Annotated in this window: 13 protein-coding genes; 8 read left to right on the forward strand and 5 right to left on the reverse strand. The window is 64.3% G+C overall.

The genetic code is table 11. The features are described from left to right. Positions 1-45: 45 nt before the first annotated feature. From ACEUCR_RS10395 to ACEUCR_RS10410, 4 genes are all read right to left on the reverse strand, one after another. Positions 46-1,605 carry a methyl-accepting chemotaxis protein gene (locus tag ACEUCR_RS10395; RefSeq protein WP_408789964.1) on the reverse strand — a complete coding sequence of 520 codons (1,560 nt, stop codon included), beginning with the start codon at positions 1,603-1,605 and terminating at the stop codon, positions 46-48. A gap of 201 nt (positions 1,606-1,806) precedes the next feature. Then, the gene (locus ACEUCR_RS10400; protein ID WP_408789966.1) at positions 1,807-2,637 is read right to left on the reverse strand and encodes a CPBP family intramembrane glutamic endopeptidase; all 831 of its coding nucleotides are present in this window, start codon (positions 2,635-2,637) and stop codon (positions 1,807-1,809) included. 203 nt (positions 2,638-2,840) lie between these two features. Continuing rightward, positions 2,841-3,137, reverse strand: a complete 297-nt coding sequence (locus tag ACEUCR_RS10405; protein ID WP_025325671.1) for a hypothetical protein — start codon at positions 3,135-3,137, stop codon at positions 2,841-2,843. 43 nt (positions 3,138-3,180) lie between these two features. Next, entirely contained in the window at positions 3,181-3,555 is a 375-nt protein-coding gene (locus ACEUCR_RS10410; protein WP_041995206.1) for a YacL family protein, read from the reverse strand. Between the two features lie 185 nt (positions 3,556-3,740). On the opposite strand from ACEUCR_RS10410, the gene ACEUCR_RS10415 reads away from it, so the two are divergent. The 7 genes from ACEUCR_RS10415 (at position 3,741) to ACEUCR_RS10445 (ending at position 11,164) form a co-directional block, all read left to right on the forward strand. Next, complete coding sequence (locus ACEUCR_RS10415; protein ID WP_408789969.1) at positions 3,741-4,856, forward strand: sugar diacid recognition domain-containing protein; 1,116 nt, start codon at positions 3,741-3,743, stop codon at positions 4,854-4,856. A gap of 118 nt (positions 4,857-4,974) precedes the next feature. Beyond that, positions 4,975-6,237, forward strand: a complete 1,263-nt coding sequence (locus ACEUCR_RS10420) for a GntP family permease (protein WP_408773506.1) — start codon at positions 4,975-4,977, stop codon at positions 6,235-6,237. Positions 6,238-6,246: 9 nt separating this feature from the next. Beyond that, positions 6,247-7,380: a glycerate kinase gene (locus ACEUCR_RS10425; protein WP_408789972.1), complete on the forward strand. Its 1,134-nt coding sequence runs from the start codon at positions 6,247-6,249 to the stop codon at positions 7,378-7,380. Positions 7,381-7,529: 149 nt separating this feature from the next. Continuing rightward, entirely contained in the window at positions 7,530-8,093 is a 564-nt protein-coding gene (locus tag ACEUCR_RS10430) for an NnrU family protein (RefSeq protein ID WP_408789975.1), read from the forward strand. Between the two features lie 59 nt (positions 8,094-8,152). Further along, positions 8,153-8,689: a glutathione peroxidase gene (locus tag ACEUCR_RS10435; RefSeq protein ID WP_408789978.1), complete on the forward strand. Its 537-nt coding sequence runs from the start codon at positions 8,153-8,155 to the stop codon at positions 8,687-8,689. Positions 8,690-8,850: 161 nt separating this feature from the next. Further along, positions 8,851-9,786, forward strand: a complete 936-nt coding sequence (locus tag ACEUCR_RS10440; protein ID WP_041995195.1) for a LysR family transcriptional regulator — start codon at positions 8,851-8,853, stop codon at positions 9,784-9,786. Positions 9,787-9,967: 181 nt separating this feature from the next. Further along, positions 9,968-11,164, forward strand: coding sequence for a NupC/NupG family nucleoside CNT transporter (locus ACEUCR_RS10445; protein ID WP_111874739.1), 1,197 nt, complete (start codon positions 9,968-9,970; stop codon positions 11,162-11,164). 332 nt (positions 11,165-11,496) lie between these two features. Here ACEUCR_RS10445 and arfB read toward each other — a convergent pair whose 3' ends face one another. Beyond that, positions 11,497-11,913, reverse strand: coding sequence for an alternative ribosome rescue aminoacyl-tRNA hydrolase ArfB (gene arfB, locus ACEUCR_RS10450; RefSeq protein ID WP_392442102.1), 417 nt, complete (start codon positions 11,911-11,913; stop codon positions 11,497-11,499). A gap of 202 nt (positions 11,914-12,115) precedes the next feature. On the opposite strand from arfB, the gene glnK reads away from it, so the two are divergent. Continuing rightward, entirely contained in the window at positions 12,116-12,454 is a 339-nt protein-coding gene (glnK, locus tag ACEUCR_RS10455) for a P-II family nitrogen regulator (RefSeq protein ID WP_041995187.1), read from the forward strand. Positions 12,455-12,459 lie beyond the last annotated feature (5 nt).

Below are 12,459 nucleotides of genomic sequence, written 5' to 3' on the forward strand. Positions count from 1 at the left end.
CAGGTGTCATGGCACTGATGCGCCGGCTGACGCGCCCCGCAAGCCTCAGTCGTGGAACTGGTTGATCAGGCGGGAGAGGTTGTGCAGCCGCTCCACCAGCAGGGTGATGCCATCCAGGGCCTGACGGCTGTTGTCTGCGGTGTGGTTCGCCAGCTGGTGGATCTGCTGGATCCCCTGATCCAGCCTGCCGGTCACATCCACCTGCTGGCTGACGGCCTGGGCAATCTCGTCGCTGGTATGGGTCACCCGGGTCAGCATGAGATTGATCTGGTTGAGTACCTCGGCCGTGGTGCCCACATGCCGTTGGCAGCGCTCCGAGGTCTGGGCCCCCTGACTCATGCCGTGGGCGAGTTGCCGTGTGCTCTGCTGCAGCGCCCCTATCATGTCGCTGATCTCGCCGGTGGCGCTGCGGGTCTTCTGGGCCAGGGCCCGGATCTCGTCGGCCACCACCGCAAAGCCGCGCCCCTGTTCGCCGGCCCGGGCCGCCTCTATGGCCGCGTTGAGGGAGAGCAGGTTGGTCTGATCCGCAATCTGGCCTATCACCTCCAGGATCCCGCTGATCTTCTGGCTGTCGTCTGTCAGGCGGGCCAGCCTCTGGTGGTTGTCATCCAGTTCCTGATGGAGCTGGTCTACCGATGACCGGGTGATGGCCAGGGTCTGCAACCCCTCGGTAGAGACCTGCTGCACCTCGCTCACCAGCGCACTGGCTTCATGGGCGCTGCTGGCCACGTCACGAATGGCGCCATTGAGCTCTGTAATGGCCGCGGCCAGTCGCTGACTTTGATCCCGCTGCTGTTGCAGGTGGGTGTCTATGGCCTGGATATGCCCCCTGTCGTCCTCCGCCGCCTGCAGGATCTGCTGGTTGGTGTCGGCGCTGCGGCCCACCACGGCCCGCAGCTCGGCCTTCTTCATGCGCAGCAAGAGTTCGATGGCCGCCAGGCTGTCCCGCCGTCTGCCATAGAGCAGCTGGCTAAGGGGCGTGCCCTGCTGCTCCCCCGCCATGGCCAGCAAGCGGGCAAGCCGCCGTTGCAGTTGCCAGCCATGCCCCATCTGGGCCAGCAAACAGAGCAGGGGGGCCCAGCTCCAGCCTGGCTCACCCGTGGCCAGGCTGGCGGCGACGCCGGCCAGGGCGGTGGCGGACAGCAGCAGGGTGAGATGGCCAGGCTCCAGGGTCAACCGGGTCAGCCAGGGCAGCGCCTTGCCGTCACGGATCCGGCCATAGAGCCGCTCTGCCCAGGCGATGTCATGATCCTGCGGCCGGGTGCGGACCGACTGGTATTCGATGATCTGCCGCTGCTCGTTGAGGATCGGCGTGACATAGGCGTTGACCCAGTAGAAGTGGCCGCTCTTGGTGCGGTTCTTGACCAGCCCCATCCAGCTCTTGCCCTGGCGCAGTCGCTGCCACATGTCGGCGAAGGCCGCCCTGGGCATGTCTGGGTGGCGCACCAGATTGTGGGGTTCCCCTTCCATTTCTGCGGCGCTGTAGCCGGCGACGTCACAGAAGTGCTGGTTGGCATAGGTGATGTGACTGGCGGGATCCGTGGTCGAGATCAGTGATAAGTGGTCGGGGAAACGAATTTCCTCCTCCCGTCGGGTTGTCATCATGTGTGCATCCTGAATGAGCCATGTAACTGATAATTAGATTTTTATTGTGGTGATTGTGACTGGTTCATTCTATGGGGCCGAGATGACACCATCTTGGCTTGGGTCAATAAATCATCACTCTGGCGCCAGGGAGATGATTGGGGCGGCGCGGACGGGCTGTATGGAAGCTCGAGCATGGCGCCCCGGGCGGGGCGCCGGGGATCAGCGGCTGGCCAGGGGGTAGGTAAACAGGGCCAGGTGGGCGAAGTTGAACAGGAAGTGGAGGAGGATGGCGACAGCGAGGCGGCCGCTAAGCTGGAACGCCAGACCGTAGCAGGCCCCCGCCAGGGCGGCGAACAGCATCAGCAGCGGGCCACCGGCCAGGTGCGCGGCGCCGAACAGCAGGCTGGCGGCCAGCACGCCAAGCCAGACCCGGCTGCGTGCGGCTATCCCCTGCTGGATCAGGCCGCGAAACAGCGCCTCTTCCGCCACGCAGGTGAACAGCAGGTTGTTCAGGGCAAACAGCCACCACCAGTGGGGCAGGCCCGCTTCGGGCCTGAGGGCCCCCAGCTGCCAGGCGGTGATCAGCAGAGCGGCCAGTGGCAGACTCAGCAGGACCAGGGGGCGCCAACGCACCGGGCCGCCCGGGCCGAGCAGGCCGGGGAAGGCCAGCAGCAGGGCGAAGAAGATCAGCGGCTTGTCCAGATTGAGGTAGAGGGTGAAGGGCACGCTGGCGGGGCCGGCCAGCACCCGATCCAGCACCTTGAGATTGGCAAAGCCCGGCACCAGATGCAGCATCAGGGCCAGTGCCCAGGCCAGGACCAGCGCCAGTGCGACGCCGCGCCAGGGGGGGGACAGGGCGGGGGTGCGCCAGGCCAGCACCAGGCCCGCCAGGGTAAACAGCAGGGCGGGAGGCGTGATGCGTTCCAGCCAGAGGGCCAGCAGCAGGGATACCCCCAGCAGCATGAGGCCGGGCAGGCGCTGGCGGGCGAGGCAGAGCAGCACGGCCAGCCCCAGGGCGCCCCAGATGAGAGTGTCAGGTAGTGGCAGCATTGAGTCTCCTTGTGCGAGGGGCGCACCTTAACGATCCCTGGCCTCCCGCACAAGGCGGGAGAGACTGGTCGGATCCCTTCCTGCTTCTGCTTTGCGCTCGCGCCGGGCAATAAAAAAGCCGGAGCTGAGGCTCCGGCTTTGGGATCTGGCCAGGTTCGCGAGAAACCCGGCGACGCTGGCTGGTTGCCGGCGCGCCCAGGGGCTTATCGGCCTGATTCGGCGATGACGCGGGCGATGATATCGGCGCGCTTGCTGGCTTCCAGTTCGCCCAGGGCAATGAGGCCGGCCTTGAAGATGACGTTCTTCGGCAGGCTGACATCGTCCAGGGTGGTGATGGCTTCGACGTGCAGGCCGTTGAGCCGGCTGGCATCGCGCGGGCTCAGGTTTACCTGGGTGTTCATCACCTGCTTGCCCTTCTTCTTGGCAGGCACGGCGGCTTTCTGGCTGGATTCCTGTTCTTCGTCTTCCGGCAGTTCGTCATCAAAATCGTAAATGGACATGGTCAATCCTGTTGGTTGCAATGGGCGCTTGGCCCGAAATGTGTCAGCCCATATCCTCGTTGCGGATAAAGGCACGCCAGGAGGTCAGTACCTGGGCAAAGTCTTCCAGCCCGCACATGGCCAGCTGTTCATCATCGTAGTAGGCGAGATCGTCGAGATCCTCGTCCTGCTCGATATTGAGGACATTGGCCTTCACTTCGGCCTCCTCCTGGGTCAGCAGCAGCGAATAGTCGCCCCCCAGCAGCTTGTACTCCGCCAGGCTGCGACAAGACAGTTGGTCGATGACAGCGAACAGCGCGTCGAGCTTCTCCTCGTCTTTGCCCACCTCGTCGATCAGCCACTGGCCGATGGCCTCATGGCCCATGGAGAAGCGGGCGCGATAGCCACCGAAGGGATCGCGGCGAAATTCATAATCCATAGAGGTGTTCTCGCGGCTGGATGCCCGCTCGACAGGAGCGGGCACTCCAGGGGACGGCGCGGATACCGATTCCGGCGTCACTTGGAGTAAAGTGGCCTATTCTAGCGATCCCCTCCTCGCTTGTCTTGATGATGTGACGTTCAGGGTGCCGAGGCGAACAGGGAAGCGCGTCACAGGAGTCCAATGTGCAACTCAATGAACAGCTCGCCCGGCAGATAGTGAGCCGGGCGATGAAGATACTGTCGTTCTCGGTCAACGTCATGGACGAACGGGGGCTTATCATCGCCTCCGGCAATCCGGAGCGGCTGCACCAGCGCCACGAGGGGGCCGTGCTGGCCCTGACCGAGAACCGTGTGGTGGAGATAAGCGACGCCACCGCCCAGCAGCTCAAGGGGGTGAGGCCCGGCATCAATCTGCCCATCGCCTATCAGGGGGAGCTGCTCGGGGTCATCGGCATCTCTGGGGATCCGGACATAGTGCGCGCTTACGCCGAGCTGGTGAGGATGACGGCCGAGCTTATCCTGGAGCAGGCGGCGCTCACCGAGCAGCTGCAATGGGACAAGCGCCACAAGGAGGAGCTGGTGCTGCAGCTCATCCGCGGCGAGGGACGGGTGGATCAGCTGCAACAGGCGGCCCGTTTCCTCGGTCTGGATCTCGCCCAGCCCAGGGTGGTGGCCGTGCTGGCGCTGGAGGAGGCCGAGCCCGCCCAGATGAGGGAGCTGGTGGAGTTGCTGGAGTACCCGCAGCGGGACAACCTGGTGGCCATCAATGGCCTGGACGAGATAGTGGTGCTCAAACCGGCCCAGCTGGAGCAGGGAGTCTGGCAATCGTCCCAGGAGCGCAGCCGCATCCGGCAGTTGCTTGCCCGTATTCCCCATTTCAAGGTGCGCATCGGGGTGGGGGACTACTTCGCAGGCACAGGCGGTCTGGCCCGCTCCTATCAGACGGCGCGGGATACCCTGCGCCTTGGCTTGCGCCAGGCGCCGCGCAAGCAGGTCTACTTCTTCGAGGATTACCGTCTGCCTGTGCTGCTCGGCAGCCTGGCGGACTCCTGGCAGGCGGATCAGCTGCGGGCTCCGCTGCAAAAGCTGGCCCAGGCGGACCGCAAGGGGGTGTTGCAAAAGACACTGCGCCACTATTTCTTGCAGGATTGTGATCTGCATCCCTGTGCCGAAACGCTCTTCATCCACCCCAATACCCTGCGCTATCGGCTGAGCCGGATAGAGCAGATAACCGGTTTGCATTTCAACAAGTTAGACGACAAGTTCCTGCTCTATCTCGGGCTCAATCTCGGCGATTGAATTGTCATTTCTAACAAAAAGCCATCATTTAACGGTCTGCTTTTTGGCATTTTTTACAAAGCTTTCCCGCGCCGGATCCCGATAATGGCGAGCATCTTCACAGCTCAAGGTGCTCGTCATGATCCCGGTTACCGCCCTTGGTGCCCTCGCGGCACTCTCCATCGCCATCTTCCTCATCCTGAAGAAGGTGCCGCCCGCCTACGGCATGATAGTCGGCGCCCTGGCCGGTGGCCTGATTGGTGGCGCCGACCTGACCCAGACCGTCGCCCTGATGATCGGCGGCGCCCAGGGGATCACCACGGCGGTGATGCGGATCCTGGCGGCGGGCGTGCTGGCCGGCGTGCTCATCGAATCGGGGGCCGCCACCACCATCGCCGAGACCATCGTCAAGAAACTGGGCGAGACCCGCGCCCTGCTGGCTCTGGCTCTGGCCACCCTGATCCTGACTGCGGTCGGCGTCTTCGTGGACGTGGCCGTCATCACGGTCGCCCCCATCGCGCTGGCCATCGCCCGCCGTGCCGATCTCTCCAAGCCGGCCATACTGCTGGCCATGATAGGGGGCGGCAAGGCGGGCAACGTCATGTCCCCCAACCCCAACGCCATCGCGGCAGCCGATGCCTTCCACCTGCCCCTCACCTCCGTCATGGCGGCCGGCATCATTCCGGGCCTGTTCGGTCTGGTGATGGCCTACTGGCTCGCCAAGCGCCTCAACAACCGGGGCAGCAAGGTGGCCGCCGATGAGGTGGTGAGCTTCGAGGGCACCAAACTGCCGGGCTTTGCCGCCGCCATCAGCGCGCCCCTGGTGGCCATCCTGCTGCTGGCCCTGCGTCCCGTCGCCGGCATAGTCGTGGATCCGCTCATTGCGCTGCCCCTCGGCGGCCTGGTGGGGGCTCTCATGATGGGCAAGTTTCGCAAGGTGAACCAGTTTGCGGTTTCGGGCCTGGCCCGCATGGCGCCGGTGGCCATCATGCTGCTGGGTACGGGGACTCTGGCGGGCATCATAGCCAACTCAGGTCTGAAGGATGTGCTGATCAGCGGTCTGACCGCCTCCGGCCTGCCCTCCTACCTGCTGGCCCCCATCTCCGGCGCCCTGATGTCGCTGGCGACCGCCTCGACCACCGCCGGGACCGTGGTGGCCTCCAACGTGTTCAGCGCCACCCTGATTGAACTTGGGGTGAGCGGTCTGGCGGGGGCCGCCATGATCCACGCCGGCGCCACCGTGTTCGACCACATGCCCCACGGCTCCTTCTTCCATGCCACCGGCGGCAGCGTCCACATGGGTGTGGGTGAGCGCCTCAAGCTCATCCCCTACGAAACCGCGGTCGGTCTGACCATTGCCGTTGTCTCCACCCTGATGTTTGGCGTGTTTGGCCTCGCCTAAGGAACTGATATGAAAATTGTTATTGCCCCCGATTCATTCAAGGAGAGCCTGAGCGCCATGGCGGTGGCCGATGCCATCGAGGCCGGTTTCAAGCAGGTGCTGCCGGATGCCACCTACGTCAAGCTGCCCATGGCCGATGGCGGCGAGGGGACGGTGCAGTCCCTGGTGGATGCCACCGGTGGCCGCATCCTGCCGGTCGAGGTGACGGCCCCCCTCGGCAACAGGGTGCAGGGCTTCGTCGGTCTGCTGGGGGATGGCAAGCGGGCCGTGATCGAGATGGCGGCGGCCTCCGGCCTGCATCTGGTGGCGCCCGAGCAGCGCAATCCGCGGCTCACCTCGAGCGTCGGCACCGGCGAGCTGATCCTGGCCGCGCTGGAGATGGGGGTGAACCACCTCATCCTCGGCATCGGCGGCAGCGCCACCAATGACGGCGGCGCCGGCATGATCCAGGCCCTCGGCGGCAAGCTCCTGAAAGCGGATGGCAGCCCCATCGCATTGGGCGGCGCTGGTCTCGGTGAGCTTTCCACCATCGACCTGAGCGGGCTGGACTCCCGTCTGGCCGGGCTCACCATAGAGGTGGCCTGCGACGTGGACAATCCGCTGTGCGGCCCGAAAGGGGCGTCCGCCGTGTTCGGTCCCCAGAAAGGCGCCACCCCAGAGATGGTGGCCGAGCTGGATGCCAATCTGGCCCGCTACGCGGACTGCATCGAGCAGGCCCTGGGCCGCCAGGTGAAGGAGATCCCGGGCACGGGGGCCGCAGGCGGCATGGGGGCCGCCCTGGTAGGATTGCTCGGCGCCGAACTCAAACCCGGCATCCAGATCGTCATCGAGGCGCTGAACCTGGCCGAGGCGGTGGCCGATGCGGATCTGGTGATCACAGGGGAGGGGCGCATCGACAGCCAGACCATCCACGGCAAGACGCCCATCGGGGTGGCCCGCTGCGCCAAGCAGTTCGGCAAGCCGGTGATCGGCATCGCCGGTTGCCTCACCGACGACTGCGGCGTGGTGCACGAGCACGGGCTGGATGCGGTGTTCGCCGTGGTCAACCGCGCCATGTCCCTGCCGGAGGCGCTGGCCACCGCCACCACCAATCTGCAGCTCACGGCCCGCAACGTGGCGGCCCTCTACCGACTGGGCCTCTGATCCCGTCGTCACATCCTGTGTGGCGTTTTCCAATACCGGCCTCTGGCCGGTATCTTTTTCTCCTCTGTTCTGCCCCGCGGGCCCAGTGGTTTCTGTAGGCCAGCGGGCCCGTTTGCGTCATAGTGATGCCTGACGACGAGGAGGTGACCATGTTGATGCTGATCCTGGGTGTGCTGCTGTTCACGCTGGTACACCTCTATCCCTGCTTCGCCCCGGCCCATCGCGCCCGGCTCAGGGAGCGTCTGGGGGAGAACCGCTACAAGGGCTGTTTCTCCCTGCTGCTGCTGGTGGCCATCGCCCTCATCATCGCCGGCTGGCGCAGCCTCTATCCCATGCCGCTCTACTTCCTGCCCTCCTGGGGGCCCATGGCTGTCCAGGGCTTGATGCCGCTGGCCCTGATCCTCTTCTTCGCCGGCCAGGGACCGAACCATTTTCGGCGCTGGTTGCGCCATCCCCAGCTGCTTGGGGTGCTGATCTGGTGTGGTACCCATCTGCTGGTCAATGCCGAGGCCCGCTCCCTGGTGCTGTTTGGCGGCCTGGGCGTCTGGGCAATCGTCAGCATCATCTGGATATCGCTTCGTGACTGGGGCCAGGTACCCAGACCCGAGGCGAACTGGCAGGGCACCTTGGTGACGCTGGCCCTGGGGTTGGCGGCATACACCCTGCTCATCTTCTGGGGCCATGGCTGGCTGACCGGCATTGCGCTTTATTGAGAGTGAACCCGGCGGGCGGGCGTCGCGTATGACGGATAAACCGAAGAGGAGTGCTGGCGATGAAATGGAGTGCCTTGTGGTTGCTGCTGGGGAGCGGGATGGCATCCGCCGCCTGTCCCGATTACTTCAACGTGGAGATGCGGGAGCTCAACAGCACCCAGCGCCACAACCTCTGCCAGCTGACCGAGGGCAAGGTGGTGCTGGTGGTCAATACCGCGTCCTATTGCGGTTACAGCGGCCAGTTCCGGGATCTGGAGCGGCTCTATCAGGATCACAAGGCGGAGGGATTGATGGTGCTGGGCTTTCCCTCCAATGACTTCTGGCAGGAGGCCGATGACGAGAACAAGACCGCCGAGGTGTGTCGCCGGGATTACGGGGTCAGTTTTCCCATGTTCAACCGGGTGGCGGTGCGGGGCTCGGATGCGGCGCCCTTGTTCAAGGGACTGGCCGCCGCGGCCGACGGGGATGCTCCCAACTGGAACTTTCACAAGTACCTGGTGGGCCGTGATGGCCAGCTTATCGGCAGTTATGGTGCCAGACAGAGTCCGGTGGCCGACCCCCTGCAGCGGGAGCTCAGGGAGGCACTCGGCCGCTAGTCACCCGGGTGCCTGGCAGGGGCACCGGGGTTCTATCATGACGTCCTGGGCAGGGCGCCCGCCCGCAAGGGGGACGCGGCCCTACCCCTGATCGGGCGGCTCTGGAATAATGGAGGCCCACCCTCCAACCTGGTGACCCCGTGCTGCACCGATTACCGCAGATGTTGATCTTCGATGCCCTGGTTCGCGAGCAGGGCATCTCCGCCGCCGCCAGGCGCCTTGGCGTCTCCAAGTCCCATATCAGCAAGCAGCTGGCCCAGCTCGAGGCCGAGCTGGGGGCCCAGCTGGTGCAGCGCACCACCCGCCGCTTCGCCCTGACCGAGCTGGGTCAGGAGTATGCCCGCCACTGCCGCGCTCTGGTGGCGGTGGCGTTGGAGGCCGAATCCATGGTGGCGGATCGGCGCGGCAAGGTGAGCGGCGTGCTCCACCTTGGGGTGGGCCAGTCCTTCGGCCGACTCCATGTGATCCCGCGGCTCAAGGCGTTCCAGCAGCGCTACCCCGATCTGGAGCTGGAGGTCTCCCTGTTCGACCACAAGACCAACCTGGTGGATGAGGGGCTGGATCTCTGGATCACCACCTATGAAGACAAGCCGGAGGGGCTGATAGGCCAGCGTCTGGCCGACATCGGCTTCGTGCTGGTGGCCTCGCCCGATTATCTGCTCGGCCACGGCACCCCGCTGACCCCCAAGGATCTGATCCACCACAACTGCATCACCTACCAGAGCCGGGAGCGGCGTTACCACGAGTGGCACTTTCGCAAGGGGAAGGAGCGCCAGAGCGTGCAGGTGGCGGGCAACTATCGGGTGGATCTGGCGGAGGCGGTGCGCGATGCCGCCCTGGCCGGGTTGGGGGTGGCCTATATCGCCAACTACCTGCTGGACAAGGAGCTGCAATCGGGCGCCCTGATCCCCCTGCTGCCGGACTGGCGCCCGAGCCAGAAGATGGCGGTGCACGCCGTCTATGCCAGGCGCGAACACCTGGATCCCAAGATCCGTCTGTTCATCGATTTTCTCAAGGAGGGGTTCGGCCAGGAGCCCTATTGGGCACGGCGGCTCGCCCCCTGGGTCGGGGGCAAATTGTCCGGCGTGGAGGAATGATTGTTTCCATCAAGAAATGCTGGTTTTCGCCTGATCCCAAAATCGAGCCAAATCAGGCAGTTGGCGAAACCTGCGCGGGGCAAACGTTTTTGCTAACAGGGCTGTAACGCAGGCGGACTTGCCGTGCTGGGCAGGGGCGCGCAGAATCCGCGCCCATCGAAAATCCCTGATGGAGTCCCCCATGATCGCCCTGCTCGGCATGCTTTGTATCCTGGCGCTCGCCGCCCTCTGCTCCGATAACCGTCGTCGTATTCCCTTGAGAACAGTGGGGGGCGCCCTCTGCCTGCAGGTGGTCTTCGCCGCCCTGGTGCTCTGGTTGCCGGCCGGGCAGCGGGTGCTCAACGCCGTCAGCGAGAGCGTGAGCCATGTGATCGGTTACGGCCAGGAGGGGATCGCCTTCCTGTTCGGGGATCTTGCCAAGTTCAAGCTGGGCTTCATCTTTGCGTTCAACGTGCTGCCCGTCATCATCTTCTTCTCCGCCGTCATCGCCATCCTCTACCACATAGGTCTGATGCCGCGGATCATCGCCCTGCTGGGCGGCGGCCTGCAACGGCTGCTGGGAACGGGCCGGGCCGAGAGCCTCTCCGCCACCGCCAACATCTTCGTCGGCATGGTGGAGGCGCCCCTGGTGGTCAAACCCTATCTCGCCAGGATGTCCGACTCCCAGTTCTTCGCTGTGATGAGCTGCGGCCTGGCCTCGGTTGCCGGTGGCACCCTGGTGGGCTACGCCAGCCTGGGGGTGGAGCTGAAATACCTGATCGCCGCGGCCTTCATGTCGGCGCCTGCGGGTCTGGCCATGGCAAAGATCCTGGTGCCCCCGGCCGAGCATGAGCAGGATCACCATCAGGACGTGGAGATCCCCCGTGCCACCAACGTGATCGAGGCGGCGGCCGACGGCGCCATGGCCGGCCTCAATATTGCGGTTGCCGTGGGGGCCACCCTGCTGGCCTTCGTCGGGGTGATCGCCCTGCTCAACGGCCTGCTCGGCTGGGGTGGTGCTCTGTTTGGCTGGGAGCTGAGCTTCCAGATCATCCTGGGCTGGCTGTTTGCCCCCGTCTCCTGGCTCATCGGTGTGCCCTGGGATCAGGCCCAGGCGGCGGGCGCCCTGATCGGCACCAAGGTAGTCATCAACGAGTTCGTCGCCTTCATCGCCCTGGTGCAGGATCAGACCCTGAGCGCCTCGAGCAAGGCCATCGTCACCTTCGCCCTGTGTGGCTTCGCCAATATCTCCTCCATGGCGATCCTGATCGGTGGCCTGGGGGCCATGGTGCCGGAACGCAAGGCATTCATCTCTCGCTACGGCATGCGAGCCATATTGGCAGGGGTGCTCGCCAACCTGATGAGCGCCGCGCTGGCAGGCTTGTTCCTCGCCCTCTGATTGACCCTTGAAGCTAGCACCTTCCGGTCATGGCCCGCCTCGGCGGGCCTTTTTTATGGCCGTCTCCCGGGTATCGACATGCCGCGCTGAACAGGATGACTCCGGCTTTGGGACAAAGAGCGGGAGGGGAAAGCGGACATAAAAAAAGCGCCTCTGGGGAGGCGCGGGAAAACAGATCGGAAGCGTCACATGGGTATACCTGCATGGTGGTACGCCACCAGGTACGCCCGCATCATGCCAGCGGCTTCCTGAAGCCCTTCTGAGAAGCCCCTTCATCCTGTGTTCATTCTCCCTGCTCTTGTCATGGGTACCTGGCCCCGGGCGGACTCGCCTCACTCCAGGGTGATCTTGCCGCGCCCGGACTTGATGTCCCCCTTGCGTTTCTTGGCCTCGACCCGCCTGCGCTGGGAACCCTTGGTCGGCTTGGTGGGGCGCCGCGTCTTGGGGCGCCATGCCGCCTTGGTCAGCAGTTCCACCAGCCGGTTCATGGCTTCCTTGCGGTTCATGTCCTGGCTGCGGTGGGTCTCGACCCGGATCAGGATGAAGCCGTCGTGGACCCGGCTGTCGCTGAGCTTGTCCAGGCCCTCCTTGTAGAGATCCGGCAGGCTGGGGGAGTGGCGGTAGTCGAAGCGCAGCCAGACGGCGGAGTCCGTCTTGTTGACATGCTGCCCTCCGGCGCCCTGGGCACGCATGGCCTGGAATTGCAGCTCGTGCCAGGGCAGGGTCACGTTGTTTGAGATGACTAGCATGGGGTCACTGAACCAAGTTGGTGCATTTTTTAACCTTGTTTAAGGATGGTGCCTCATTGTGGGGCGCTCTGCTCTCCCTTGGGGAGCCTGGCCGGAGGCTGCGGGAGAGAAAAGAGTTATCTATCTGAAAAATAACACTAAAAATTGTTGGCACAAGAATTGATTGCCCTATATCGACACACCATGGATTGGGAGCAACCAGATGAAACTGATTACAGCGATTATCAAGCCCTTCAAGTTGGACGATGTTCGTGAAGCCATTGCCAACCTTGGGGTCGAGGGGTTGACCGTCTCCGAGGTCAAGGGGTTTGGCCGCCAGAAGGGACACACCGAATTGTACCGTGGCGCCGAGTATCAGGTCGACTTTCTGCCCAAGGTCAAGCTGGAGATAGCCACCATAGCCGACAACGTGGAGAGCGTGATCGAAGCAATCTGCAAGGCCGCCTACACCGGCAAGATAGGTGACGGCAAAATTTTCGTTTACGACCTGCAGCAGGCGGTGCGGATCCGTACCGGTGAAACCGACGCCGAAGCGCTGTAAGCAAC

The sequence above is a fragment of the Aeromonas bivalvium genome, from assembly GCF_046078285.1.
Taxonomy (GTDB): Bacteria; Pseudomonadota; Gammaproteobacteria; order Enterobacterales; family Aeromonadaceae; genus Aeromonas; species Aeromonas bivalvium.

Excerpts from the sequence above, each read along its gene's own strand:
- ACEUCR_RS10400 (WP_408789966.1), bottom strand. The coding sequence starts at position 2,637 with ATGCTGCCACTACCTGACACTCTCATCTGGGGCGCCCTGGGGCTGGCC.
- ACEUCR_RS10420 (WP_408773506.1), top strand. The coding sequence starts at position 4,975 with ATGATCCCGGTTACCGCCCTTGGTGCCCTCGCGGCACTCTCCATCGCC.
- ACEUCR_RS10430 (WP_408789975.1), top strand. The coding sequence starts at position 7,530 with ATGTTGATGCTGATCCTGGGTGTGCTGCTGTTCACGCTGGTACACCTC.
- ACEUCR_RS10425 (WP_408789972.1), top strand. The coding sequence starts at position 6,247 with ATGAAAATTGTTATTGCCCCCGATTCATTCAAGGAGAGCCTGAGCGCC.
- ACEUCR_RS10445 (WP_111874739.1), top strand. The coding sequence starts at position 9,968 with ATGATCGCCCTGCTCGGCATGCTTTGTATCCTGGCGCTCGCCGCCCTC.
- ACEUCR_RS10395 (WP_408789964.1), bottom strand. The coding sequence starts at position 1,605 with ATGATGACAACCCGACGGGAGGAGGAAATTCGTTTCCCCGACCACTTA.
- ACEUCR_RS10435 (WP_408789978.1), top strand. The coding sequence starts at position 8,153 with ATGAAATGGAGTGCCTTGTGGTTGCTGCTGGGGAGCGGGATGGCATCC.
- ACEUCR_RS10405 (WP_025325671.1), bottom strand. The coding sequence starts at position 3,137 with ATGTCCATTTACGATTTTGATGACGAACTGCCGGAAGACGAAGAACAG.
- arfB (WP_392442102.1), bottom strand. The coding sequence starts at position 11,913 with ATGCTAGTCATCTCAAACAACGTGACCCTGCCCTGGCACGAGCTGCAA.
- ACEUCR_RS10440 (WP_041995195.1), top strand. The coding sequence starts at position 8,851 with ATGTTGATCTTCGATGCCCTGGTTCGCGAGCAGGGCATCTCCGCCGCC.
- ACEUCR_RS10410 (WP_041995206.1), bottom strand. The coding sequence starts at position 3,555 with ATGGATTATGAATTTCGCCGCGATCCCTTCGGTGGCTATCGCGCCCGC.
- glnK (WP_041995187.1), top strand. The coding sequence starts at position 12,116 with ATGAAACTGATTACAGCGATTATCAAGCCCTTCAAGTTGGACGATGTT.